This window comes from Chryseobacterium urinae (assembly GCF_030518295.1).
GTDB classification, from domain to species: Bacteria; Bacteroidota; Bacteroidia; order Flavobacteriales; family Weeksellaceae; genus Chryseobacterium; species Chryseobacterium mucoviscidosis.
This window is the reverse complement of record NZ_JAULSJ010000014.1, coordinates 25,457-51,642: the sequence shown is the minus strand read 5'-3', so window position 1 is coordinate 51,642 and position 26,186 is coordinate 25,457. Positions and strand designations below refer to the sequence as shown.

At 35.6% G+C, this 26,186-nt stretch carries 27 protein-coding genes; 7 read left to right on the top strand and 20 right to left on the bottom strand.

Annotation, left to right across the window (positions count from 1 at the left end; translation table 11 throughout):
• Positions 1-16: 16 nt before the first annotated feature.
• Positions 17-841, bottom strand: coding sequence for a translation elongation factor Ts (gene tsf / locus QWT87_RS10845; RefSeq protein WP_302716090.1), 825 nt, complete (start codon positions 839-841; stop codon positions 17-19).
• A gap of 145 nt (positions 842-986) precedes the next feature.
• Here tsf and QWT87_RS10840 point away from each other — a divergent pair, with 145 nt between their 5' ends.
• Entirely contained in the window at positions 987-1,685 is a 699-nt protein-coding gene (locus tag QWT87_RS10840; protein ID WP_302716088.1) for a DUF6759 domain-containing protein, read from the top strand.
• A gap of 59 nt (positions 1,686-1,744) precedes the next feature.
• On the opposite strand, the gene QWT87_RS10835 is transcribed toward QWT87_RS10840, so the two are convergent.
• Together QWT87_RS10835 and gltX are read right to left on the bottom strand one after the other, a co-directional pair.
• Positions 1,745-2,701 carry an acetyl-CoA carboxylase carboxyltransferase subunit alpha gene (locus tag QWT87_RS10835; RefSeq protein ID WP_076390571.1) on the bottom strand — a complete coding sequence of 319 codons (957 nt, stop codon included), beginning with the start codon at positions 2,699-2,701 and terminating at the stop codon, positions 1,745-1,747.
• Positions 2,702-2,748: 47 nt separating this feature from the next.
• Positions 2,749-4,254: a glutamate--tRNA ligase gene (gltX, locus tag QWT87_RS10830; RefSeq protein ID WP_302716085.1), complete on the bottom strand. Its 1,506-nt coding sequence runs from the start codon at positions 4,252-4,254 to the stop codon at positions 2,749-2,751.
• 185 nt (positions 4,255-4,439) lie between these two features.
• Here gltX and QWT87_RS10825 point away from each other — a divergent pair, with 185 nt between their 5' ends.
• Positions 4,440-5,375, top strand: coding sequence for a glycosyl transferase family 90 (locus tag QWT87_RS10825; RefSeq protein WP_302716084.1), 936 nt, complete (start codon positions 4,440-4,442; stop codon positions 5,373-5,375).
• 16 nt (positions 5,376-5,391) lie between these two features.
• Positions 5,392-5,736 (top strand): phosphomannose isomerase type II C-terminal cupin domain, encoded by a 345-nt coding sequence (locus QWT87_RS10820; protein ID WP_076390574.1) that lies wholly within the window; start codon positions 5,392-5,394, stop codon positions 5,734-5,736.
• Positions 5,737-5,773: 37 nt separating this feature from the next.
• Here QWT87_RS10820 and QWT87_RS10815 read toward each other — a convergent pair whose 3' ends face one another.
• From QWT87_RS10815 to pdxA, 9 genes are all read right to left on the bottom strand, one after another.
• The gene (locus tag QWT87_RS10815; protein WP_302716082.1) at positions 5,774-6,742 is read right to left on the bottom strand and encodes a glycosyltransferase family 2 protein; all 969 of its coding nucleotides are present in this window, start codon (positions 6,740-6,742) and stop codon (positions 5,774-5,776) included.
• A gap of 11 nt (positions 6,743-6,753) precedes the next feature.
• Positions 6,754-7,746: a CgeB family protein gene (locus QWT87_RS10810; RefSeq protein ID WP_302716081.1), complete on the bottom strand. Its 993-nt coding sequence runs from the start codon at positions 7,744-7,746 to the stop codon at positions 6,754-6,756.
• 3 nt (positions 7,747-7,749) lie between these two features.
• Positions 7,750-8,547, bottom strand: coding sequence for a DUF5672 family protein (locus QWT87_RS10805; protein ID WP_302716080.1), 798 nt, complete (start codon positions 8,545-8,547; stop codon positions 7,750-7,752).
• Positions 8,548-8,554: 7 nt separating this feature from the next.
• The gene (rocD, locus tag QWT87_RS10800) at positions 8,555-9,796 is read right to left on the bottom strand and encodes an ornithine--oxo-acid transaminase (protein WP_302716078.1); all 1,242 of its coding nucleotides are present in this window, start codon (positions 9,794-9,796) and stop codon (positions 8,555-8,557) included.
• Between the two features lie 225 nt (positions 9,797-10,021).
• Entirely contained in the window at positions 10,022-11,377 is a 1,356-nt protein-coding gene (gene accC, locus QWT87_RS10795; protein WP_076390579.1) for an acetyl-CoA carboxylase biotin carboxylase subunit, read from the bottom strand.
• A gap of 92 nt (positions 11,378-11,469) precedes the next feature.
• Positions 11,470-11,955, bottom strand: a complete 486-nt coding sequence (gene accB, locus QWT87_RS10790; protein WP_116098646.1) for an acetyl-CoA carboxylase biotin carboxyl carrier protein — start codon at positions 11,953-11,955, stop codon at positions 11,470-11,472.
• Positions 11,956-12,083: 128 nt separating this feature from the next.
• Positions 12,084-12,287: a 50S ribosomal protein L32 gene (gene rpmF, locus QWT87_RS10785; RefSeq protein ID WP_076390581.1), complete on the bottom strand. Its 204-nt coding sequence runs from the start codon at positions 12,285-12,287 to the stop codon at positions 12,084-12,086.
• 59 nt (positions 12,288-12,346) lie between these two features.
• Positions 12,347-12,874, bottom strand: a complete 528-nt coding sequence (locus tag QWT87_RS10780; RefSeq protein WP_302716073.1) for a YceD family protein — start codon at positions 12,872-12,874, stop codon at positions 12,347-12,349.
• A gap of 84 nt (positions 12,875-12,958) precedes the next feature.
• Positions 12,959-14,050: a 4-hydroxythreonine-4-phosphate dehydrogenase PdxA gene (pdxA, locus tag QWT87_RS10775; RefSeq protein WP_302716072.1), complete on the bottom strand. Its 1,092-nt coding sequence runs from the start codon at positions 14,048-14,050 to the stop codon at positions 12,959-12,961.
• Positions 14,051-14,099: 49 nt separating this feature from the next.
• On the opposite strand from pdxA, the gene QWT87_RS10770 reads away from it, so the two are divergent.
• Genes QWT87_RS10770 through QWT87_RS10760 form a run of 3 tightly spaced genes read left to right on the top strand, consistent with a single transcriptional unit; the run spans position 14,100 to position 16,837 of the window.
• Positions 14,100-14,684, top strand: coding sequence for a riboflavin synthase (locus QWT87_RS10770; RefSeq protein WP_116547583.1), 585 nt, complete (start codon positions 14,100-14,102; stop codon positions 14,682-14,684).
• A gap of 3 nt (positions 14,685-14,687) precedes the next feature.
• Positions 14,688-16,142, top strand: coding sequence for a sensor histidine kinase (locus tag QWT87_RS10765; protein WP_302716068.1), 1,455 nt, complete (start codon positions 14,688-14,690; stop codon positions 16,140-16,142).
• Positions 16,142-16,837, top strand: a complete 696-nt coding sequence (locus tag QWT87_RS10760; protein WP_302716067.1) for a tRNA1(Val) (adenine(37)-N6)-methyltransferase — start codon at positions 16,142-16,144, stop codon at positions 16,835-16,837. The genes QWT87_RS10765 and QWT87_RS10760 overlap by 1 nt, the downstream gene beginning before the upstream one ends.
• Before the next feature lie 124 nt (positions 16,838-16,961).
• Here QWT87_RS10760 and QWT87_RS10755 read toward each other — a convergent pair whose 3' ends face one another.
• Entirely contained in the window at positions 16,962-17,672 is a 711-nt protein-coding gene (locus tag QWT87_RS10755; RefSeq protein WP_302716066.1) for a cell division ATP-binding protein FtsE, read from the bottom strand.
• Between the two features lie 153 nt (positions 17,673-17,825).
• Positions 17,826-17,984: a 50S ribosomal protein L34 gene (gene rpmH / locus QWT87_RS10750; protein WP_007843334.1), complete on the bottom strand. Its 159-nt coding sequence runs from the start codon at positions 17,982-17,984 to the stop codon at positions 17,826-17,828.
• Positions 17,985-18,220: 236 nt separating this feature from the next.
• On the opposite strand from rpmH, the gene QWT87_RS10745 reads away from it, so the two are divergent.
• Complete coding sequence (locus QWT87_RS10745; RefSeq protein WP_214591148.1) at positions 18,221-19,228, top strand: DHH family phosphoesterase; 1,008 nt, start codon at positions 18,221-18,223, stop codon at positions 19,226-19,228.
• A gap of 287 nt (positions 19,229-19,515) precedes the next feature.
• Here the strand turns inward: QWT87_RS10745 and QWT87_RS10740 are convergent, their stop codons facing one another.
• The 6 genes from QWT87_RS10740 to QWT87_RS10715 all read right to left on the bottom strand — a co-directional run bounded on the left by QWT87_RS10740 (position 19,516) and on the right by QWT87_RS10715 (position 26,175).
• The gene (locus QWT87_RS10740) at positions 19,516-20,310 is read right to left on the bottom strand and encodes a patatin-like phospholipase family protein (RefSeq protein WP_256038895.1); all 795 of its coding nucleotides are present in this window, start codon (positions 20,308-20,310) and stop codon (positions 19,516-19,518) included.
• Position 20,311: 1 nt separating this feature from the next.
• Positions 20,312-21,094: an alpha/beta fold hydrolase gene (locus tag QWT87_RS10735; RefSeq protein WP_302716060.1), complete on the bottom strand. Its 783-nt coding sequence runs from the start codon at positions 21,092-21,094 to the stop codon at positions 20,312-20,314.
• A 10-nt stretch (positions 21,095-21,104) separates the two neighbouring features.
• A complete protein-coding gene (locus QWT87_RS10730) occupies positions 21,105-21,617 on the bottom strand; it encodes a hypothetical protein (protein ID WP_302716059.1) in 513 nt (170 codons plus the stop codon).
• 75 nt (positions 21,618-21,692) lie between these two features.
• Positions 21,693-21,908, bottom strand: a complete 216-nt coding sequence (locus QWT87_RS10725; RefSeq protein ID WP_302716057.1) for a toxin-antitoxin system YwqK family antitoxin — start codon at positions 21,906-21,908, stop codon at positions 21,693-21,695.
• 347 nt (positions 21,909-22,255) lie between these two features.
• Positions 22,256-22,783 (bottom strand): biopolymer transporter ExbD, encoded by a 528-nt coding sequence (locus QWT87_RS10720; RefSeq protein ID WP_302716056.1) that lies wholly within the window; start codon positions 22,781-22,783, stop codon positions 22,256-22,258.
• Positions 22,784-24,099: 1,316 nt separating this feature from the next.
• Positions 24,100-26,175 carry a protein-disulfide reductase DsbD family protein gene (locus QWT87_RS10715; protein WP_302716055.1) on the bottom strand — a complete coding sequence of 692 codons (2,076 nt, stop codon included), beginning with the start codon at positions 26,173-26,175 and terminating at the stop codon, positions 24,100-24,102.
• Positions 26,176-26,186 lie beyond the last annotated feature (11 nt).

The following is a 26,186-nucleotide window of genomic DNA, read 5'->3' as shown; positions in this document are numbered from 1 at the left end:
TTTAATCTTAAAAAGATTATAAGCTGATTCTGATAAATCCTGTTACTTTAAGATCTCCGTTTACAGACTTCACATAATCAGCAACAGACATGCTGCTGTCTTTGATGAAATCCTGGTGTACCAAAGTGTTGTCTTTGTAGAATCTCTGCATTTTACCTTTAAGGATATTATCGATAATGTTTGCAGGTTTACCTTCTTCTACAAGTTTGTGTCTTTCGATTTCTAATTCTTTATCGATGGTTTCCTGAGAAACAGAAGTTTCATCTAGAGCGATTGGGTTCATCGCAGCAGCCTGCATAGAAACAGATTTTGCAACTTCGTCTGCTCCGTCTACTTTTGCAGAAAGAGAAGTGATGGCAGCGATTTTGTTTCCAGCGTGGATGTAAGCTCCTAAATAAGGACCTGTAATTCTTTCGAATGCACCGATCTCGATTTTTTCACCGATAACACCTGTTTGCTCGATTAATTTTTCAGCAACAGTGATTCCGTGGAAATCTGTAGCCAATAATTCTTCTTTAGAAGCAGCAAAAATTGCCATTTCAGCCAATTCATAAGCTAATTCGATGAAAGCTTCGTTTTTACCTACGAAGTCAGTCTCACAATTTAAAGAGATAATAGCACCTAACGTGTTATCTTCGTTTACTCTAGCGATTACTGCACCTTCAGTAGACTCTCTGTCAGCTCTGTTAGCAGCAACTTTCTGTCCTTTTTTTCTAAGGATATCTACCGCTTTTTCGAAATCTCCTTCAGCTTCAACTAAAGCTTTTTTGCAGTCCATCATACCTGCACCTGTTTGGTTTCTCAATTTTGCTACGTCTGCAGCAGCTGGTGTATAAGACATAATATCTATTATTTTTTTTATTTAAGATTAGTATTAATTTTTAGCTTAATTTTAAAGCGATGCAAAGATAATGATTTTAATGATAAACTAAAAAATGACTTTTTGCGTTATTTGTATATTTAATAAATTTTTAAATGTTTACTTAATGAAAAAAATATTTCTCCTCATATTTTTATGCATTTTCACTCTCGGGTTTTCGCAAAAAAAGAAAAAAACGAAATCCAAAGGCATCGTAGAAAAGGAAACTGCCATCATCTATACAGAAAGTGATGCGGAAACCACTGCGGAAGCAAGAGTGATTGCAGGATTCCTGAAACAAAATCCCGGACACGCCAAAACAGATTATTTCAAAAGAAAACTGATTGCCATCATCACGGCAGGAAATTCTCCTGAAGCCAAACCAACTATTAAACCCTTAAGTGAAGATAAAATAAAACAGATGGTTCTGGATAACAACAGCCTGAACAATTCTAAAACCATTGCTGCCAATGCTTCCAAAGCGGAAAGAACCGTAAACTACGCGAGTGTTGCCGGATCGAATAAAAAATCTACCGGAGCAAGCGAACAGAACAAAAAGACAGCAGCCATGTTAACCCATCTTTTTAATAATGATCCGATGGATAAGGAAGCGTATATCAATATTAAAAACAGGTCTAAATGTAATCTGATTGTAAAGATCAATGGGAAAAAATACTACAATCTGGATGTTCCGGCAAACGGACAAAACTTTTTATTGGTAGAAAAAGGAGAATATATTTTAACCACAATGGTTTGTGATGCCAAATATTCGTCCCTGAAAAAGATTAATAAAGATATTGAGATTGAATTAAATCTGAGTGAATAATTGAATAGAGAAAAGAGCTAGAAAAACCGGTTAAGAAATTTTCTTAACCGGTTTTTATTTTATCCTTTAAATTGCCCCATCGCAATGAATTTCTCCTGTCTCTGGGTTTCAAGTTCTTTTCCAGTGAATTTTGAAAAGGCTTTGATGTTCTGCAATATTGAATTTTTAAGGTTCAGATATGTTGTTTCCGGATCGTAATGCGCTCCTCCAAGAGGTTCTTCCACAATTCCGTCGATGAATTTTTCTCTTAAAGCATCTTTTGGAGTCAGGTTCAGTGCGTTTGCCGCATCTTCTTTATGATCCCAGTTTCTCCAAAGGATGGATGAGCAGCTTTCTGGTGCAATTACCGTATACCATGTGTTTTCCAACATATATACTTTGTTTCCTACACCAATTCCTAAAGCTCCGCCACTCGCTCCTTCACCAATAATATAGGTGAAAATAGGAGTTTTAAGCATTGTCATTTCGAAAATGTTTCTTGCAATTGCTTCTCCCTGCCCTCTTTCTTCCGCTTCAAGACCAGGATAAGCTCCCGGTGTATCTACCAGAGTAATTACAGGAATTCTGAATTTTTCTGCAAGCTTCATCAGTCTCAAAGCTTTTCTGTATCCTTCAGGATTCGGCATTCCGAATCTTCTGTGCTGTCTTTCTTTTGTAGTTCTTCCTTTCTGAGTTCCGATGATCATTACTTTCTGACCGTCCAAGGTTGCTAAACCACCGATCATGGCAGGATCATCTGCGAAATTTCTGTCTCCGTGAAGTTCTAAGAAACTGCCTTTATCCACCATTCCGTGGATGTAGTCCAGTGTATAAGGACGATCCGGATGACGGGAAAGTTGTACTCTTTGCCAAGGGGTAAGATTTCCATAGATTTCTTTTTTCTTTTCTATGATTTTATCCTCGATCTGGCTACATGCTAATTTTACATCAACACCACTTTCTTCTCCTACTAAAGAACAGGTTTGGTATTGGTCCATTAATTCTTTTATAGGAAGTTCGAAACTTAAATATTCCATTCTTGAAGTAAATTAAATCTTTCAAATTTATGAAAAATTATCAAAATCTATTTAAAATTATTGATAGCATTGTTTATTCTGGAGATAGTCTCCTCTTTTCCAAGAAGTTCCATGATATCCGGAACGTCTGGTCCTTTCAGTTCTCCAACCAACGACAAACGTAAAGGCATCATTACTTTACCCATTCCCAGACCTTTATTTTCCGCGAAATCATGAACCGTCTGCTTAAGATTTTCAGCATTAAAATCAGCTCCTTCAAGATTTGAAGCCAATTCCCCTAAAATTGCCGAAGTTTCATCATTCCAGGCTTTTTTAAATGCTTTTTCGTCATAAGAAGTGGGTGCTTCGAAGAAAAATTTTCCGTTTTCGTAGATGTCTTTCGGGAAAGTAGCTCTTTCCTTCATCAGCTTAATCACTTTTAACAGTTTGTCGTCTGACAATGTTAAATTTAAATCTGAATTTTTAAGAATATTCAATAATTCATCATCCGAAGTTTTCTGGATGTACTGATGATTGAACCATTCTGCTTTTTCCTTGCTGAATCTTGCTCCGGCTTTATGAACTTTGTTCAGATCAAATTCTTTTGCCATTTCATCCAGAGATAAAATTTCTTTATCGTCTGCAGGAGACCAGCCCAAAAGTGCAACCATATTGATGAATGCTTCAGGAAGATATCCGCTTTCTCTGTATCCTTTGGAAACATTTCCTGTTGCAGGATCTGTAAAATTTAAAGGAAATACAGGGAATCCGAATTTATCGCCGTCTCTTTTGCTTAGTTTTCCTTTTCCTTCAGGTTTTAAAATCAAAGAAAGATGGGCAAACTGAGGCGCTTCCCAACCCATTGCTTCATATAATAAAGTGTGTAGTCCTAAAGAAGGCAGCCATTCTTCACCACGGATAACGTGAGAAATTTCCATTTCGTGGTCATCGATGATGTTGGCGAAATGATAAGTCGGCATTCCGTCATTTTTTACCAGAACTTTATCATCTAAAGTATTGGTATTCACGGACGAATTTCCTCTGATGATGTCCACAAGATTTAATGTTCTGTCGATCGGCATTTTGAATCTCACGACATATGGCGTTTTTTCATCCAGCAATTTCTGAACTTCCTCTTCAGAAAGTGCAATACTGTTTCTCAAACGGTTTCTGGATTTATTGTCATAAGAAAAAACGTCTCCTCTTGCCTCATATTCTGCACGGATCGCGTCCAGTTCTTCAGCAGTATCAAAAGCGATATAAGCATAATCTGTTTTTAAGATCTGCTCTGTATATTTATCGTAAATATGTCTTCTTTCAGATTGTCTGTACGGAGCGAATTTTCCTCCTTTTTTCGGGCTTTCATCGGCAATAATTCCGCACCATTCAAGGGCTTCTTCAATGTATTCTTCTGCTCCTTCAACGTATCTTGCGGTGTCTGTATCTTCAATTCTCAATACAAATTCACCTCCCTGGTTTTTAGCAAAAAGATAATCGTATAATGCGGTTCTTACGCCTCCTAAATGTAAAGGTCCCGTAGGACTTGGAGCAAAACGTACTCTTACTTTGTCCATTTTAAATAAAAATTTTTGCAAATTTACTTAAACTAATATAAAAAGGTACATTTATTTGCGATAAACTAATTTTAATCATCTATTTGAACGATTTAATTTTCTAAGTGTAAAAATCAATTAAAATAATTTCCTTTTCGAAAAATAACAGATATAATGCTGTATTTTTGTGGAGTTTTAAATTCACCATGGCACAAGTTAAAAAACAGAATAAGTTATCTTTTTATATTCAGGGATTTGCAAGAGGATTATTTCCAGTAAAATCTTTCGAAAAAAAGATTGATGATCTCTATAAAACCGTTTCCAAAGAACAGCTTACAACAGTTGAAAGAAGAGTAGACTACTACAACAAAATTTCATCGGAAACCCAAGTAAATCATTCCGGAACTACAATCGCAGATCTTTTGAAGCCTAAAACTCCGAAAGCCTACTATTTTGATACTTATGAGTATGCAAGATATTTTCCAAAGGATTTAAAAATAGATTTTGCATTTGGTGATGTTAATACCATCCTTGATTTTCCCAAAATCACGAAAAGCCGTCCTATTCACGGAAATAATGAAAACAATATTTTACTGAATCTGGACAAAGCAAGACATTTCGTCTCTGTAAAGGACAGTCTGAATTTTTCTGAAAAGAAAAATATTATGATCGGCAGAGCGGCAGTTCATCAGGAGCACCGAAAAAGATTTTATGAAAAGTATTTTAACAATCCGCTTTGTGATCTGGGACAGGTAAACAAAAACGGAAACAAGGAATGGATAAAACCTAAGATTTCGATCGGGGAGCATTTAAAAAGTAAATTTATTTTAAGCCTTGAAGGAAATGATGTTGCCACGAATTTAAAATGGATCATGTCTTCTAATTCTATTGCCGTTTCGCCGCCTTTAAAGATGGAAACATGGTATATGGAAGGAACTTTAAAGCCAGATGTACATTTTATCGGGATTGATGAGAATTATGAAAATCTTGAGGAAAAGCTTCAGTATTACATCGATCATGAAAATGAAGCTCTGGAAATAATCAGAAATGCCAAAGAATACAGAGCACAGTTTAATGATAAAAATGTTGAAAATTTAATATCACTTTTGGTATTGAAAAAATATTTTGACTACATTCGCTAAAAATTATTAGACAGATATGCTAGAAATCGGAGAAAGACCTTGGGGAAAATATTATGTTTTAGCGGATGAGCCACATTATAAGCTGAAAAGAATAGAAGTAAATCCGGGGCAGAAATTATCTTACCAATATCATCATAAAAGACAGGAACAGTGGACGATCATTGAAGGTAATGCGACCATCGTTCTGGATGATAAGGAGATCAGTTTATCTTACGGTGAAAGTATTTTTATACCTCTTGGTGCGAAACACAGAATAATGAATCTCTCGGATAAGCCGGTTGTATTTATTGAAGTACAGACCGGAACGTATTTCGGCGAGGACGATATTGTGAGGCTTGAGGATGAATATGACAGAAATTAAAAAATAAAAGGTTACAGATTGCTGTAGCCTTTTTATTTTACTTTTCAAGCTGTCTTTTATTTTTTATTTTATCGACAATATTTAAAATAAAAAAGCGAACCGGATATTTCTTTTTCATTTTCTTTTTGTATTTGTAGTAAAGACTCTTGAAAAGATCCAGGTTTTTACTGAAAATATCATGATGAATCTGAGATTCTTCCAGAATATGTTTATGCTTCTGATATGAATTGGCAATTCTTTTTAGCAGATGTTTATAATTTGAAAAAGTCTGTACATTAAAATCCAGACTGAAAAATCGCAATAGCGTATTTTTCTTTCTTTCGTTATTATCAAAAAATACACCTCCGACCTGTTGACTTTGATGCTGCCTGTAGTAAAACATTTTATCATCAATAAAATCGAATTTATTTTCAGAAGCTGCTATTAATGCAATCCATTCATCATGGTGAAACTCCGGAACAATAGGAAAAGGAATTGTTTTTTTTACAAAATCTTTTTTAATTGCCATTGTTGCACCGGTTGCGATATTTCCCGAAAAACTTATAATCTCAAAAAAGTCAATCTTAATATTTTTTGCCTTCATGAAACCTATAACATCCCAAATGGTGATTACGTCCAAAAGCTTTCCATCATCATCAATCCCAAAACCATTAGAAGCAATGACTTCTATTTCAGGATGGTTTTCAAAATAATTCAGATATTTTTCGACTTTATTTTCAACCCAGATATCGTCCTGATCGCTAAGAAAGATAATTTCGTGGGTACACAACGAAATTGCCTTTTCAAAGTTTTTTACACTTCTTAAATTTTTTTCGTTGATGTAAATCTGAAATAGTTCGGGATATTTTTCTTTGTAAGAATTTAGTATTTCTACTGTAGCATCAGTCGATCCGTCATCGCATACGATGATTTCATCAACAGAATGAGTCTGATTCAGAATGGAATCAATTTGTTGTTGTAAAAATTTTTCACCGTTATAGGTACAAACCGCTACAGAAGTTTTCAAATAAATCTTTTTTAATTACTATTCAGAATATGCTTTATCCACTCAGTGAAAGAATATTTTTCTCTGATTTCATTGGGAAGTTCCACGAAATCCTGTTTTAAAAAATGTTCTGCCTCATGAATATTTTCATTCGAGAATACAAATATATTATTAGGATTATAAAAATCATAATTTTTCACCAAAGGATTGTTGGTAATCAGTTTTTTCTGATATCCGACCGCTTCAAAAACCCTGAAGGAGACTCCGTTGTGCATTGAATTCTGAAAATCTAATATCACGTTGGATTGTTGCGTATTAAGGATACTGTCTTTAAAATCCATTCCTGATTTTTTAAAATGTACGGGAAATTCGGCGTATTTTTTATAATATTTTGATTTATTACAGATGATATTGATGCTGTTTGTAAGACCAATCTTTTTAAAAATTAAAGACAATTGTAATAGCTCATTAATTCGGTCTCTCATAAATGTTCCCACAAAAAATACATCCTGTTGAATTGCTTCTTCGGAATGCAGATAGTCAAAGTAAAAATTGTTAATATGTTGTACATTAGCATATTTTTTTACATCATTACTGTCAAAAACAAAGAAAGTATCAAAATACTGTATGGTTTTTTCGGCCAATGGAAATCTTTGCATTCCATCCCATTGATAACCAACAGTATATTTGCTTTTAGATTTGATTTTTTGAAGAACCTTTTCACTGAAAAGATCCGGTCTTATTACTAAAGCATAATCTGCGGATTCAATTCCGTTAAGAAAAATAATTTGCGGACTTTCTTTTTCCAGTGCAGTGATTCTGGCTTTATGAGTTTTATTCTTACTGAACGTCTTTTTATAAAGGTGAATAAGAGAATCTTTGGTTTTAAGTTTGATCTTGGAATTATCGTGCTTCACCAGATAGACTGTAAAGCCCAAAAACTCAAGATTTTCTTTAAAAACCTGAGGAAGTCCGAAATGATCCGGAACTGCTAATATGATACTTTTATCTTTAAAGTTATCCATCGTTTATATAGAATATCCTGCTTTAGAAAAGTAGGGTTTCCAGAATTCTCGTTCTTTGTTCCATCGGTGACAGCCAAAAGGAAGCTTTCCGTGATTAATTTCCAATGCTTTCTGCTGTTTGTTTTCAATAGAAAATCCGCATGCTTCTTTATAATCAGGCTTATAAAATCTAATGTCGTTTCTTTCCGGTTCTACACTGAAAAATACATCCTCAGCATAAAATTCACTTATATTTTCTTTCTTCAGATAAACATCTTTAACATCTGAAAGATTTTTTAATACTTCGATAAATTTTTCGCGCTTTCTTAAAGATAAACCTCCGTTTCCGACTGCATTATACAGTAAAGATTTGTCTTTCTGCGATTTTCCGTTGCCTTTGAAGTTGATTAAAGCTTTTAATTTTGCCAAACCCCGGTCTGAAATCAGTTTGATCAAAGAGATCTTCTCAGAACTTCTGATCCAGGGAGCGCCAATATAATCAAAATCTTTATTACACCAATCCAGTAGCTCGTCTTTAAACACGAAACAGTCGGTCTGGTAAATCAGTAAATATTTTTCTGAAAAACTGTTGTAGAAATCTACACTCAGCATAAGACGGTTGTAGCCGTGGATATTTTTAAAGTAAACATCATCAAAAGCCAAAAAACTGGATGTGAACTTTTCATAGTTGCTCACATCCAAACTTTTGGGGTGAATAAACGTAATTTTGTGATTTTTTAAAACATGGAATGCCTGATTTATCGAAATCAGATCATCTGCATCAGGTGTTTTTTTGTATATCGGAATAATAATTTCTACCAAAACAGGTCTATTCTAAAATAGTTTTCTCAATAATTTTTACGCAATCCAGCAATTGCTCTTCTGTAATCACCAAAGGCGGAGCCAATCGGATAATATTTCCGTGGGTAGGTTTTGCAAGCAGTCCGTTTTCTTTTAACTTCAGACAAAGATTCCATGCAGTGGAACTTTCCGGAGTATCGTTAATTAAAATGGCATTCAGCAAACCTTTTCCTCTAACTTTTGTGATGAGGTCTGTTTTTTCAATAATTTTTTCAACTTCGGAACGGAATAATTTTCCCAGTTCTTCCGCTCTTTCAGAAAGCTTTTCTTCTTCTACAACATCTAAAGCTGCAACAGCTACTGCACACGCAATCGGATTTCCTCCGAACGTAGAACCATGTTGTCCCGGTTTAATCACATTCATGATCTCATTATCCGCCAAAACTGCTGAAACAGGATACATTCCGCCGGAAAGAGCCTTTCCTAAAATTAAAATATCAGGTTGTACATCTTCGTGATGACAGGCGATTAATTTTCCTGTTCTTGCAATTCCTGTCTGAACTTCATCGGCAATAAAAAGAACATTATGCTTTTTACACAATTCAGAAGCATTTTTTAAAAATCCGTCATTCGGAACATATACTCCGGCTTCACCCTGAATAGGCTCAACCAGAAATGCTGCAATACTTTCTGCTTCTCTGTTCAAAACTTCTTTTAAAGCTTCAAGATCGTTGTAAGGAATTTTAATAAATCCGGGCGTAAACGGACCGTAATTCTGGTTCGCATCAGGATCATTGGAGAACGAAACAATTGTTGTGGTTCTTCCGTGAAAATTATTTTCACAAACTACGATTTTTGCAGCATTTTCAGAAATTCCTTTTACTTCGTAGCTCCATTTTCTTGCTAATTTTACTGCTGTTTCCACTGCTTCAGCACCGGAATTCATCGGTAAAACTTTATCAAAACCAAATAAGGTAGTGATCTTTTTTTCGTATTCTCCCAGTTTTGAATTGTAAAAAGCTCTTGACGTTAAAGCAAGTTTCTGAGCCTGCTCAACTAATGCTCCTACAATTTTCGGATGAGAATGACCTTGGTTCACAGCAGAATACGCAGAAAGGAAATCGTAGTATTTCTTTCCTTCCACATCCCAGACAAAAACACCTTCTCCCTTATCTAAAACAACCGGAAGAGGGTGGTAGTTGTGGGCTCCGTGTCGGTCTTCAAGATCAATGAAATATTGTGAGTCTTTTACTGTTTCTACTGTTGACATAAATTTAGGTTTTGTACAAATTTAAACATTATAATTGATATGAATAAACAGAAATCTTCTACTGAAAAATTTCGTGGGAAAAGTACAATTTAATGATAGAACAGAATGTTTTAGAAATTATTATTCCAATCACTTATCAATTACAGTTTAAATATCTTTTCGTTTTGATTTTAATAAAAAACCGCCCCAAAAAATGAGGCGGTTCAAATATTTTAGATAATCAATTTAGTGATTATCATATTTTCTGTCCATCACAAAATCCTCCATGAATTTTGTAGTATAGTTTCCTGAAAGGTAATCCTCATTATCCATCAGTTGTCTGTGGAAAGGAATTGTTGTTTTTACACCCTCAATGTAGAATTCCTCCAGTGCTCTTCTCATTTTTGCAATCGCTTCTTCACGCGTCTGAGCCGTTGTGATTAATTTTGCAATCATAGAATCGTAATTAGAAGGAATTGTATATCCTGAATAAACGTGCGTATCCACTCTTACTCCGTGTCCTCCAGGAATGTTTAATCCTGTGATTTTCCCCGGAGAAGGTCTGAAATCCATGTAAGGATCTTCCGCATTAATTCTGCACTCAATTGAATGCAATTTCGGATAATAATTGATTCCTGAAATCGGAGTTCCTGCAGCCAGAAGAATCTGTTCTCTGATCAGGTCATAATCGATAACCTGCTCGGTGATAGGGTGCTCTACCTGAATTCTTGTATTCATTTCCATGAAATAGAAATTTCTGTGCTTGTCTACAAGGAATTCGATAGTTCCCACCCCTTCATATCCAATAAATTCTGCAGCTTTTACAGCCGCTTCTCCCATTTTTTCACGAAGTTCGTCCGTCATGAAAGGAGAAGGAGTTTCTTCCGTAAGTTTCTGGTTTCTTCTCTGAACCGAACAGTCTCTTTCAGAAAGGTGACAAGCTTTACCAAATTGGTCTCCCGCAACCTGAATTTCGATATGTCTTGGCTCTTCGATCAGTTTTTCCATGTACATTCCTCCATTTCCGAATGCCGCTACAGCTTCCTGAATTGCAGATTCCCAGTGGTCTTTAAGGTCTTCTGCTTTCCAAACGGCTCTCATCCCTTTTCCGCCACCACCTGCAGTTGCTTTGATCATCACAGGATAACCAATTTCCTCAGCAGTTGTTGCAGCGATTTCATAAGACTCGATCAAACCGTCTGAACCCGGTACGCAAGGTACACCTGCTGCTTTCATGGTTGCCTTAGCATTTGCTTTGTCTCCCATTTTTTCAATTTGCTCAGGAGTCGCACCGATGAATTTAATACCGTTCTTTTGACAGATTCTGGAGAAGTTAGCGTTTTCAGATAAGAAACCGTAACCTGGGTGAATAGCGTCTGCATTGGTAATTTCCGCAGCAGCAATAATATTAGGAATTTTTAGATAGGAATCTTTGCTCATTGCCGGACCGATACAAACCGCTTCATCAGCAAATCTTACGTGAAGACTGTCTTTATCTGCAGTAGAATATACCGCAACGGTCTTAATTCCCATTTCTTTACAAGTACGTAAAATACGCATTGCAATTTCGCCACGATTGGCTATTAATATTTTTTTGAACATCTCTCCGAAATTTTAAATTATAAATTTTGAATTTTAAATTATTTTAAATGAAAAGCTTCATCTAAAATTTATAATCTTTAATCTAAAATTCCTTAAGATGGATCTACTAAGAATAAAGGTTGGTCGTACTCTACAGGTGTTGCATCGTCTACTAAAATTTTAACGATTTTTCCGCTTACCTCAGATTCGATCTGGTTGAATAATTTCATTGCCTCGATAACGCAAACTACTTTTCCGTTAGAAACCTCATCACCAACATTTACGAACACGTCTTTGTCTGGAGATGGCTTTCTGTAGAAAGTTCCGATCATTGGAGACTTAATGGTCACGTATTTGCTGTCGTCAGAAGCAGCTTCTGTACTTGCAGCAGGTGCAGCAGCCGGAGTTGCAGCCGGTGCAGGAGCAGCAGCTACCTGTTGTGGAGCAGTGTGGTAAACCGCAGGTTGAGCGTAAGCAACTTCACTTCCAGCTAATGGAGTTTTAATAGTGATTTCGAAATCTTTAGTTTTGTACTTTACTTCAGAAACTTCTGCCTTAGATACAAACTTAATAAGATTTTGTATGTCTTTAATGTCCATAAAATTGATATTTGATTTTGTTCCAAAGATACCAAAAAAACATAAAAAACAACAAAAAACCGCCAAATTTTATCAAAATCGGGCGGTTTTTGTATTAAAATGAGTGTTTTTCGAGGAAAAATCGACTCTTAGTTTTCTTCAGTAGATGCTACTTCTTTTTCCAATACTACTTTACCTCTGTAGTAAAGTTTTCCTTCATGCCAGTGAGCTCTGTGGTATAGGTGAAGCTCTCCTGTTGTTGCATCTTTAGCTAATTGAGGAACTACAGCTTTGTAGTGAGTTCTTCTCTTATCTCTTCTTGTAGACGACTGTCTTCTCTTTGGATGTGCCATTTTGTAATAACTTTTTTAATTGATGAGCGATGAGATTCATCATCTCATCATTAAACTATTTAATTTTTATTCTTCAAATTTTTTAGTGCGTCCCATCTTGGGTCGCTTTCATGTTCTTCCTCTTCTTCCTGAATTTCTTTCGGGCTGAACTTTTCCAGAATGGCAAGATCATCCTCGCTTATATTCGGTGAAATTTTTTTCATCGGAATGGAAAGAGCTACGTTTTCGTAAATCAGCTGAGCGATATTAAACGCATGATCTGAAGTCGGGATCGTGATTACATCTTCTTCGCTGTCATCATACTCTTCCCCGAATTTTACCAAAACTTTGATCTGGTTTTCAATAGGATGATCGAAATTTTCATTCGAAATATCACAAACCAGTTCTACCGTTCCCTTTACTTTGATCTCAAATTCTAAAAAGGTAGAATGCTTATCTAATAAGACATCCACCGCAATTTTAGGATTTGTAAATTCCTGTTCAGTGTCAAATAATTGAAAGAACTCTTTATCTATCTCAAACCTGAACTCGTGCTTGCCGGTTTTTAACCCGGAAAAGCTTACGTCATAGTTTCTTAACTTGTCCATAAAATGAGTGTGCAAAAATATGCAATTTTTTTATAATAACAAATAAAATTTCTAACAAATTAATTTAAAATCTTTATTAAAGATTTATCCTTCAGTTTCATCCGGCAGATCTTCGTCTATTCCGTTGTCTACTGCCATTTTTCTTGGCTGCAGACGATTGCTCATCAGATCATTGTATTCCGTTCTGTTTCTGAAAATTTTAATGGCAGTGAAAATTGCTTCTGTAAAACTCTGTGGATCGGCAACATTTTTTCCTGCAATATCATAAGCTGTTCCATGATCCGGAGATGTTCTGATGAATGGAAGTCCTGCCGTATAATTTACGCCTTCTTCATACGCCAGAGTTTTGAACGGAGCCAGTCCCTGATCGTGATACATGGCTAAAACAGCATCGAAGCTCTTGTATTTTCCGGGCTGGAAAAAACTGTCTGCCGGAAAAGGCCCGAAAGCCAGAACTCCATTATCGGAAAGTTCTTTGATTGCCGGAGCAATAACTTCAATTTCTTCTTTTCCGATTACTCCGCCGTCTCCTGCGTGAGGATTTAAGCCCAGAACTGCGATTTTAGGTCGGGTAATATTAAAGTCTTCAATCAGCGTCTGGTTTAAAACCCGGATCTGTTTTTTTATCTTTTCCTTGGAAATATTTTCTGCAACCTGTGCAATCGGAATATGATGCGTTGAAACCGCCACTTTAAGATCTTCCGTTACCAGAAACATCAATCCTTTTTTATTGAATCTCTCTTCAAAATATCCTGTGTGACCAGCGTGTTTAAAGCCCATTTTTACCATTTCATCTTTGTTGATCGGTGCGGTAACCAAAACATCAATTTCCCCTTTCAGTAAAGCGTCGGTAGCCGCTTCCAGAGAATCGATCGCCATTTTGGTGGATTCTTCAGTAGGTGTTCCCAGTTCTACCATCGAATTTTCCTTTACCAGATTCACCATGTTCAGTTTTGCTGCCTGAGCCTGCGAAGCTTCGGTGATGTAGTTAAAATTTAAATTTAACTTAAAAATATTTTTCTGATAGGTAAATAATTTTCCCGAACCAAAAATTACAGGTGTGAAAAAATCCGTAATGGTTTTGTCTGCAAGAGATTTCATGATGATTTCGGGACCGATGCCGTTGAAATCTCCAATTGAAATTCCTACTCGTACTTTATGGTTTTTTGGGCTCATTTTGATTATCTTTGAACATTATAATTTTACAAATTTAGCAAAAAATAATATGTTCACAGGAATTATTGAAGCAGTTGGAGTAATTGAGAAGATCGAAGAAAACGGAAGCAATATAGATTTTACCTTAACATGCCCGTTTACCAATGAATTGAAAATCGACCAGAGTCTTGCACACAACGGATGTTGTCTTACGGTTGTGAAAATCGAAGGAGACCGTTATGTGGTAACCGCCATCAATGAAACTTTAGAAAAAACAAATCTTGGAAAATGGCAGGAAGGAACCGTGGTGAATCTTGAACGCTGCATGAAAATGGACGGAAGACTGGATGGGCATATTGTTCAGGGACACGTTGATAAAACTGGGGAAGTGGTGAACATTGAGAATAAAGACGGAAGTTATTTTATTACCATGAAGTATGAAGATAACGGAAATTTTGTAACTGTTCCGCAGGGTTCAATTACAGTGAATGGGATCAGTTTAACGGTGGCAAAAAGCGAGGATACGCAGTTTTCTGTAGCGATCATTCCGTATACATGGGAATTCACAAATATGAAATATTTAAAAATTGGAGATAAAGTTAATCTGGAATTTGATATAATTGGTAAGTATATTGCTAGGTTAATTAAAAAATAGCGGATGTCAATTAATATATATAAAGGATATAGCTTAAGGAACCGTGTGTTCTTCGGTTTCTTATTGGTTTGTCTTTTAAGTGTTGTCGCTTCTTCGCTGGTTCCATACTTTGTTTTGAAAGAAAATTACGAAAAACAGAGTGAGATTGATATGCAGAATAAGACGGGTACTGTAATGAGCTATCTGGATTATGAACTGAGCAGGACACGTGTAAAAACGAGAGATCTTCCTGAGCTTCTGGATAATAAAATATATGAGATAGCCGATATTAACAAACATCCTGTTGTTGTTTATGATTTAAAGGGAAATTACCTTCTTTCCAGTGTAGAAGGAAATTCGGAGTATAAAAAACCTGTTCCTTTAAATATTCTCAACCGTATTTTGGCAACCAAAGCAAGGGTGGATATTAAAGGGTATGATGCCAGTAAAGATGCGGTTCTTACCTCTTCATATTTATTACTGAAAAATAATGATTTAGAACCTATAGGGATCGTATACATTCCGCTTTATCATGATGAAGCAGCTTATTTTGATGTCTTAAACGTTTATGTAAAGTATATTGTTCTTGTAGATGTTTTATTGATTTTATTCAGCGTATGGTTTAGCTGGGTGATGTCCAACAACCTGGCAAAAAATATTACGAAATTCTCGGATATGATTACGCGCATTACATTGTTTGAAAATGAAATGCGCCCGATCCGTTACTATAAAAATGACGAACTGAATGCTTTGGCAAGAGCGTATAACAGAATGATTCTCCAGATTCAGGATCAGAAGGAAAGACTTCGTTTTAAAGCTTCGGAAGAAGCGTGGCGAGAAATGGCAAAACAGGTTGCGCATGAGGTAAAAAATCCTTTAACACCGATGAAACTGACCATTCAGAATTTTGAAAGAAAATTTGATCCCGAAGATCCTAATATCAGAGAAAGAGTAAAGCAGATGAGCAAAACCATGGTCGATCAGATCGATTTGATTGCTACCGTTGCTTCTGCATTCTCGGAATTTGCCAAACTTCCTGAAAAAAATAATGAAATCATCAATCTGAACACTGAGGTGGAAGATATTCTCCGTGTATTTAATGATGACAGCATCTTCATGCATTCCAATAAAAGCAATATCATGATCAATATGGACAGGATTTATCTGTCCAGAATCATTACCAATCTTGTAACGAATGCAAGACAGGCGGAAAGTGATGAAAGAAAATTAATCATCAATGTAGATCTGGAACAGCATCAGAGACGTGTAATGATCTCTGTTCAGGATAACGGAATCGGAATTCCTGAAAATATTTACGAAAGGATTTTTGAACCGAATTTCACCTCAAAAAACAGCGGAATGGGACTTGGTCTTTCCATGGTAAGAAAAATGGTGGAAGATTACAAAGGAGAAATCACCGTGAAATCCGAAGTTGGAAAAGGATCGACTTTTACCATCACATTACCGACAAATTTATAGTGAAGCCTTTTACATTCAGACAATTTGAAATTCAGCAGTCTAAAAACGTCTTTCGCGTAGGAACGGACGGTGTTTTGCTGGGTGCTTTAGCTTGTGTTGATAACGCTTCTAAAGTACTGGAAGTCGGAACAGGAACCGGATTAATTTCGATGATGTTGGCGCAGAGAAATAAAGATGCCAAATTTTTAGGAATTGATATTAATGAAGAAGCGGCACATCTCACCAAACTTAATTTTGAAAATTCACCTTTTGCTTCACAATTAAAAAATATTCATCAGGACTTTAAATATTTCGAATCCGAAGAAAAATTTGATCTGATTGTTTCCAATCCGCCATATTTTGAAGCTTCCGGCTCTGAAAAAGATAAAATCGCAAGGCAGACTGTGGAATTAAATTTCCGACAGCTCATTTCAAAATCATCTTCTTTACTAACGGAAAAAGGAATATTTTCGGTCATTATTCCTGTTGAAGCCGGAAACGATTTTATTCAGATTGCAAGTGAAAATCAGTTGTTTTTAGTTAAAAAAATCAATGTTAAAGGCATTGAAAACTCAAAAACAAAAAGACTGATTCTTGAATTTTCTTTAAACGAGCGATCTTATGAAGAACTCGAATTTACCATAGAAAAAAGTCCGAGACAATACTCGGACCAATATCTTGAACTCACCAAAGAGTTTCATGTTTTTAGGAAATAAGAATATTATAAACCATTAAGTAATTGTTAAGGAATTAAGAATATTAAGTACTTTTCCGCTTTAAAAATCTATTTGATTTTTTTAAAGAAACTTAACTTCTTAAATGTCCTTAATGGTTTAAATTTTACTCAAATAATTCTGCAGTATCAAGCACGGAAACTTTTCCGTCTTCACATCTTATGGCTTCACCCGGGAAATTCTGGATCATATGATAATCGTGTGTTGCCATAACTACGGCGGCTTCGTTTTCAAGGGCAACCTGCTTTAGTAAAGTCATGATTTCATTGGAGGTTTCAGGGTCAAGGTTTCCTGTAGGCTCATCCGCAAGAATAAGATCCGGATGATTAAGAAGCGCTCTCGCGATAGCAACACGCTGTTGTTCTCCTCCTGAAAGTTCATGTGGCATTTTGTGCTTCTTGCTTTTCATGTTTACACTGCCAAGAACTTCGTTAATGCGGTCTTCCATTTTTGTCTTATCGCTCCATCCTGTTGCTTCCAGTACAAATTTCAGGTTTTTTTCAACCGTTCTGTCAGAAAGCAATTGGAAATCCTGAAAAACAATTCCTAATTTTCTTCTCAGGTTCGGAACGTCTGAAGCTCTCAGTTTGGCAAGGTCAAAACCTACCACTGCACCGTGTCCGGAAGCTAAAGGAATATGCCCGTACAAAGTTTTCAGCAGGGAACTTTTTCCGGAACCTGTTTTCCCGATAAGATAGCAGAATCTTCCTTTTTTGATGTTCAGATTCACATCAGAAAGAACCGTGAAGTTTTTTTGGGCAATCTTCGCGTGCTGTAAGCTGATGATATTGTCTCCGGCGATATTTGTATGTGGCATAATTCAGTTTTAAAGTACTTTTTCTTAAAATTTTTTCAGATTTTAAAAATAGGAAAAAGAAGAATAAATAACCTAAATTTTGGGAAAATTTAACAACAAAAAATGCCTGAAAAACTACTTTTCAAGCACGATTTGTATATGATAATAAAAAGATTATCTCTTAGCGCGTGAAGCACTTACAGTTAAACTCTTTCTGCCTTTAGCTCTTCTCGCAGCCAAAACTCTTCTTCCATTTGGCGTAGACATTCTTTCTCTGAAACCGTGTTTGTTTCTTCTTTTTCTTTCTGATGGCTGGAATGTTCTTTTACTCATTACTATATGTTTAAATCGTAATTATCTATTAATTTTCAGGTTGCAAAGATATGGAATTTTTTAAAAGTTGCAAACTTTACAAATCTTTTTTTAAAAAAATTACACTGTTTTTTCATGCATTCTTTGCAAATGCCGACGGGATGCGTACTTTCCCGATATTGTAAAATAATGCACAATGATTTGTTTAAAAGCTCTATCTTTGGAAACTCAAATTTAAAGAAAAAATAAACATCATGATGTTTACACCAGCAGAACTTTTAGAAATCAACAAGTTACTTACTCCGGAGCATAAAATTGTAATTCTTACCCATTATAATCCGGATGGCGATGCTATTGGTTCCAGCCTTGGTTTAAAACATTATCTGAAAGCAAAAGGAATTCATGCAGAGGTAATCGTTCCCAACGATTTTCCGAAGTTTCTGAAATGGATGCCTGAAGCAAAAAAAGTTCTGATTGCAGACTACAAAAGAAAAGTAGCTTCCGATCTTATTTATGAAGCAGATGTTATTTTCTGTCTGGATTTCAATGCACCTTCCAGAATCGGGATTTTGGGAGACTGGCTTACGAATTCCAGAGCAAAAAAGATTCTTATCGACCATCATCAGCAGCCTGAGAAATTTGATTTTGTTTATTCCGATACCGTAATTCCAGCGACCTGTCAGATGGTATATCACTTCATAGAAGCGATGAATGATGAAAATCTTGTGAATAATGATATTGCAGAATGTCTTTATACCGGAATTATGACGGATACAGGAGGTTTCAGATTCCGTTCTACAAGTGCAACCACGCACAGAATTATTGCCAATCTCATCGAGCACGGAGCAGATCCTGCAATGATTACCTCCAATACATGGGATACCAATACCGTTTCCCGTCTTCATTTATTAGCCCTGATTTTAGGAAGAATAGAAGTGGTAAAAGACGGAAAAGTGGCTGTTCTTTATTTAACAAGGGAAGAACTGAAGGAATATGGCTTCCAAAAAGGCGATACAGAAGGTTTTGTTAATTACGGTCTAAGTATTTTAGGCGTAAAAATGGCAGCGTTCTTCATGGAAGATCTGTATGAAGATTTTATTAAAATTTCTTTCAGAAGTAAGGATGATATGGATGTGAATCAGTTCTCAAGAAAATATTTCAATGGAGGAGGTCACATCAATGCAGCCGGAGGAAAATCTTACGAATCTTTGCAGGGGACCATTGAAACATTCAAAGTGAAAATAGAAGGAGAGGAGAGTTTGTAAGTTTAGGCTGAGATTGAGGTTCAGTTTAAGGCTGAGAAAGCTGCGTATTTGTCATTTATAACAAGATGTGTAGTGAAGAATCTGAATTTTATTGATTTTAAATCCTGAAAATAATCAACGCAGAATTTAAATTTCTTTTAAAGAGATGGCTTCGTCGTTCGAACTACATTCACAAACCTTCAGATTGTTCACAATAACACTCACATTCTAAAAACTCTCAACACTAAAACTCTCTCAACGCTGTAACTCTAAGACTCTAAAATTCTAAAACCCTCAAACCCTAAACTCTAACTCCTCGAATATCCCTTTTCCTCAAGCTCTTTACAAGTGTATTCATAAACTTCCTGAAACATAATATCTAAGAATTTTTTGTTGAAAAGACTGAATTTCGTCATCTTCGGCGGATCCAGAAAAATATCACACGTCTTGGCTTTGGAATATACAGATTTTGCGATGGCCAAGTGTAAAATCCGGTCAAATTCCTTCATTAAGCTCATTTTTTCCAGACTGTCGTAGCTGATGGAATTCACGTGGGAAGCAATCAGGAAATCGCATTTGTCTACAATGGGTTCAATCGGAAGATTGTCTAAAACACCGCCGTCTACATAAATTTTTTCGCCAATTTTTACCGGAGGCAAAACAAAAGGAACGCTCGAAGAAGCCAATAACGGGATGAAAAGTTCACCTTCCGAGAAAAAATCTACAATTCCGTGCGTCATTTCAGTGGCGGCAACATACAAAGGAATTTTTAAAATGTTAAAATCATCCTCAGGAAAATGATCGGTGAAGAGTTTCAGAATAAATTTAGAGCTGAAAATTCCGTTTTTGGAAAGTTTAAGATAAGACCTCGAAAAAAAAGTAGTCTGTTTAACAATTTCCATCATTTCATCCGGAGATTTCCCGAAAGAATAAAAAGCTCCTACAATTGATCCTGCACTGGTACCTGAAATAATATCCGGTTTCAGATCGTACTCTTCCAAAGCCTTTAAAACCGCAATGTGAGCAATTCCGCGCATTCCTCCGCCTGAAAGAGTCAGACCGATGACGGGTTTCTTTTTTTTGAAAGAGAAAAAATCCAACATACTAAAAGACCAAATGTTTCGGCATATTGTGAAGAAGCTCTGTATTGATGATCTCTGCGCAGATTTTTGGCTTTTCCCAATGTCCGTTGTGTCCGCAATCGAGAATGTAGGATTTGATGTTGGTGCGGTCGGGAAGATGCTTAATCATGGTTTCGGTTTTCACCGCGTTGTCGTGTTTTCCGGCAAGAACCAAAATTTTTGCCTCAAGATTTTCCATGATGTGCTTTTTGTCCGTTCGTTCCACCATTCCTTTTACAGATGCCAAAGCTCCGAGATTATTCGTAGAAAGGGCAACTTCCAGAGCAGTTTCTATTTTTCCTTCCAGAATATCTTTTTCATTGGGATTGAACAGATTCGGAACTCCCGCTCTTGCGTAATGCGCGAAAGCATCTTTGATGATGCGGTAACTTTTGATGCGCTGTTCTTTTTTTTCATCATCATCCGGAAAATACGTGGAGAAAAATAAAGTTAAACTTTTCAGAGATTCAGGATGTTTTTCTGCAAAAGCCAGAGAAACATAACCTCCCATCGAATGTCCGAGTAAGTGGATTTTGGTTATATTTTCATGATCCAAAACTTTTTTTACCTCTTCCGCCATCAGTTCCATCGTCTGAACTTCCGCAATGATTTCAGATTGTCCATGACCGGGAAGATCAATTTTTAACAATGAAAAATTGTCGGAAAGATGAGGCTCCATATCGCTCCAGATAGAAAGATTTTCCATGAAGCCGTGAAGCAGAACCAAAGTTTCTTTTCCGTTTCCTTTTCTCTCGAAGTTTAACATATTTCAGTAATTAAAAGTGAATGTCAATATATTCAACAAATCCCGAACCATTTACCATATCCTGAAGTCGGTATGTTTTTCCGGCGTCTTTAGACAGGAAGGTTTTTGTAGAGCCTTGCCTTATATATAATTTCCCATTTTCATTTTCACTGATGCTTTCGGATAAACCTCCTGTAAAATTCATATGCTTTTCGGAAACTACAGCCATAAAACCATGAATAGTTACATAGTCTTTTCCTGACTTGATATCTCCTGAAACATTATAATGGTCTTTTTCGCCATCAATTTTTTTAAATGTGATAGTTCCGGAACCTTTTATTGAACTGTGAGTGAATTTGTGAGACCCGCTGAAATCTTTAAAATGATTTTTAGATTTTATGCTGTCGTTGATTTTTGTTCTCGCCGCGTTAATAGAATCGATGATTTTTGTACTGTCGGTCTTATCGGAAGTAGAAGTTGCTTCTTTTTTGGAGCATGAAACAGCAAAAGCGACTAAAACAAATGCGGTTAAAAAGTTTTTCATTAATGAATAAATTATACTCAAAAGTAAATAAAAAATACAAGACTAAGTTTAAAATCGATTCAGTGTATTGACTAATTAAAGCATTTTTCCATTTTCATCAAAAGAAGTCCATTTACCTGTCTTTTTATCGTCTTTGTATTGACCTTTTGTTTTTATTTTTCCATTCTTATAATATTCACAATATTCTCCATTTTTCTTTTCAAGCATATCTTCATCATTAAAAATAAAACTAATGGAATATTTCTTTTTAATCAGGCTCGTATTGTTTTCATAGAATTCATGTACTGTCAATTTGCTTTGATTTTTTAAAGGATATTCTCTGCGGATGATTCTATTATTAAGATCCCGAATGTCGCGGTACATTAATCTGTTATGGAAGTAATAATTAAATATTTTAGAAGATTCTTTATTTTCGTACCATCCCCAACCATTAAACTCTTTATTGTTCTGTGTGTTTATACTTTATAAAGATGATTGTGTTTATTAAAGTGTAAAGAAAGATTATGATGCTCTACAGTATCTTTTATTTGAGCATTTAAAAATACGGTAGAGCAGAGAATTATGAATATTGCTTTTTTAATCATTTTTAAAAGAAATTTATAAATAAAAAAGAGCATTTTAAAAATGCCCTTCTTATTTTATCTGATTAATTCTTCGTAAACTTTCTTTTCCCAAGGTTTAATGTCGGTAACTCCATATCTTTCTTTTTTCGAAATAGCGATGTTATCCAGAACATCTACAAAGTTTTTATAATTTGCGTCATCTGTAGGTTCAACGATAATGGTGAAATTTTCCTTATTTGGAGCGTTATTGTAGGCTTCCGAAATAATTTTAGTGATATTAATTCCACTGAAATTTGTTTCTTTTAAATTACTTGTATTTAATCCTTCTTTAAAGCTTTGATGATAAAATACTCTGTTATCTTTTCCTAAAATAAAGGTAACCTGATTTAAAGGTTTTATTACGGGTTTGTGCGTTGGGTCTGGATGTGGATCTTTCGCAGGCAGTCCTAAATCCATTACATTAGGTTTTGTAAAATTCGTGGTAAACATAAAAAAGGTGATGAGTAAAAATCCCAAGTCTACCATTGGAGTCATGTCAACTCGGATCAGTTTTTTTCTTTGTTTGCTTCCTCCCTGCTTCTCTTGTGCAATAACTTCAGCCATAATTAATAGTTTTTAAAATGTTAAACAATTTTCAATAAAGGGTGTTGTATCTCTATTTTTGTTTTGGAATCAATACAAAGTTTATACCTAAATTTTAAAAATGGTATTAATTTAACATTTTAATTATTGTTTGAATTTAAATATGTTTAAAATCAATACATTAAAAAAGCCCTATCAACAGAAAACGCTGATAAGGAGTTTTTATAATAAATATTTGATTTATGACTACCTGATTTTTAATCATTGTGAGTTTCATTTAAACGCAATGTTCGGAAAGTTTTTGAATGACGTGAAAATACTTTTCCGTTCGCAAGGGCGTTTCACTCAGCGATGGCTTTGTGCTATGAAGTGCCTTTGCGAACCAAAAATAAAAACATAGTTGTATTAAATCTTGTCGTCGTTGCGTTTAATAATTATCGATATCAATCATTTTTTATGATTACCTGATTTTTTAATAAGGATAAGTTTCATCTAAACGCAATGCTCGGAAAGTTTTTGAATAACGTGAAAATACTTTTCCGTTCGCAAAGGCGTTTCACTCAGCGATGGCTTTATGCTATCATTTGCTGAACGAAGTGCCCTTGCGAACCAAAAATAAAAACATAGTTATGTTAAATCTTGTGATCGTTGCGTTTAATAATTATCTATATCAATCGTTTTTTATGATTACCTGATTTTTTAATAAGGATAACTTTCATCTAAACGCAATACTCGGAAAGTTTTTGAATAACTTGAAAATACTTTTCCGTTCGCAAGGGCGTTTCACTCAGCGATGGCTTTGTGCTATCATTCGCTGAACGAAGTATCTTGCGAACCAAAAATAAAAAAGCAAAACTATATTAAATCTCCCTGATTTTTTAATCAGGATGAGTCCCATTTAAACGCAATGCTCGGAAAGTTTTTGAATAACTTGAAAATACTTTTCCGTTCGCAAGAGCGTTTCACTCAGCGATGGCTTTGTGCTATCATTCGCTGAACGAATTGCCCTTGCGAACCAAAAATAAAAAAGCATAGTTATATTAAATCTCCGTGATTTTTTAATCAGGATGAGTCCCATTTAAACGCAACGTTCGGAAAGTTTTTGAATAACTTGAAAATACTTTTCCGTTCGCAAGGGCGTTTCACTCAGCGATGGCTTTATGCTATCATTTGCTGAACGAAGTGCCCTTGCGAACTAAAAATAAAAACATAGTTATGTTAAATCTTGTGATCGTTGCGTTTAAATGAAACTCATCCAAATTAGATTATTTAAAAAAAAGTATTAAAAAAGCCTCACCAGAAAAACTGATAAGGCTGATTTATGAGAATTGAATATATTATTTATTCTGTTTATAATAATTTACACCACATTCAAGGAATTTTTTGAATTTTTCTTTCTCCATATATCCTGAAACCGGGGTGTTGATTACTTTTCCGTCCGGCGTTAATAAAACGTAATGCGGCTGGGAATTATTATTAAAATTCACCTGCTGGAAAAGACTCCATCGGTCACCGATCGTTTTTACTTTTTTCACCTGTCCGTCACCAAGATCGATTTTTGTTTTCTGATCTTCAGGAAGTTCTTCTTTATCATCCACATAAAGAGAAGCCAGAACAACATCGTTTTGAAGGATCGGTAAAATATCCGGTTCGCTCCACACAAATTCTTCCATTTTTCGGCAGTTTTCACATCCGTAACCCGTGAAATCAATTAAGATCGGTTTGCCTTCTTTTTTCGCTAATTCAATAGCGGTAAAGAAATCGTGTTCAGGATGCATTCCCAGAATTCCGTCTTTTTCGTCATGGAAATAACTTACATTTAACGGAGGTAAAATTCCGCTTAATAATTGCAGTTTTGGTCTGTCAGAAGGAATTAATCCCTGAACCAGATACACCACAAAACCAATTCCTAAAACCCCTAAAATTTTTCTGGTAACAGAAATTTTAGGTTTCTTGTCGTCATGCGGAAATTTGATTAATCCGAATAAATAAATGGCTAAACCAATGGCTATAACGATCCAGATTCCGATGAAAAGTTCTCTTTTAATTAAGAATGTTTTAGAAACCAGATCTGCTTTGGATAAGAATTTTAAAGCAAGAGCCAGTTCCACGAAACCTAAAACAACTTTTACGGTATTCATCCAGCCTCCGGATTTTGGAAGACTTTGCAATGCCTGCGGAAATAAAGCCAGCAAACCGAAAACGATTGCCCAAGCCAATCCGAATCCTGCCAAAGCAAAAGTAAGCAGCATCGGAACATTAGCAGAGCCCGTAATCGCGCTTCCTAGTAAACTTCCCAAAATAGGACCTGTACAGGAGAAAGAAACGATAACCAGCGTTAAAGCCATGAAGAAAATCCCGATAATTCCACCCGCTTCTTCCGCTTTTGAAGATTTATTGGCAATAGAACTTGGCAAAGTAATATCATAGTAGCCGAAGAAACTTCCTGCAAAGAAAATAAAGATGATGAAGAACGCAATATTCAGCCAGACATTGGTTGAAATTTCGTTGAAGATATTTCCCGCAATTCCATCAATTAAATGGAAAGGAACACTTAATAAAACAAAGATCAAAAGAATGAAAAACCCATAGATCAAAGCATCTCTTTTTCCTTTTGCCGGATTTTTATTTCCTTTGGTGAAAAACGAAACCGTTAAAGGAATCATCGGGAAAACGCAGGGCGTTAACAAGGCAATTAAACCTCCGATAAATCCTAACAGCAGATAGGTCCAGTAGTTTTCGCTGATTTTTGATGATCCTGTTCCGCAGTCCGTTAATGGTTTTTGGAAATTAATGGATTCTATTTTTAAATTTTTAGGATCAAGTTTTTGGGTTTCTGCAGTTGGAACAGCAGGTTGAACAACATTACCCAACGTATCCACAACAGGCTGTAAAGAATCTTTTGCCGTTGTTTTTTCATCGGTTTTTACTTCCTCAGTCGCACCTTTTGGCGTAACCTGTTTGTTGAATTCCAATGTGTTCGGAGCAAGACAGACTCTGTCGTCACAAGTCTGATACGTAATTTCAGCAACAACGTCTCCCGGTTTTGTTCCGTCTTTCAGCTTAAATTTCTGCTTGAAACCTGCCGTGTTGGAGTAGAAAATAATTTTTCCGCCGAAAGCCTCAGAAAATTCTTCATGCTTTTTACCCACTTCGGTAAATTTCCCGATCAGTTCGATGTTTTTCCCTGAAACCTTATAGTCGGTAGGAATTCCCGTATCTTCCGGAATGTCTTTGGAGTAAATATGCCAACCGCTTTCCATGGTGGCATTCAGGACGGCTTCGTATTGATTGTCGCCTAATTCGTTGATTGTAAATTTAAATTTTACAGGATTTTTGATTTGTCCCGAAACTGCAAGCGTAATAAAAAAGAAAAGCAGCAACGGAATTTTATAAATCGAAGAGAATCTCATATTGTAATTTT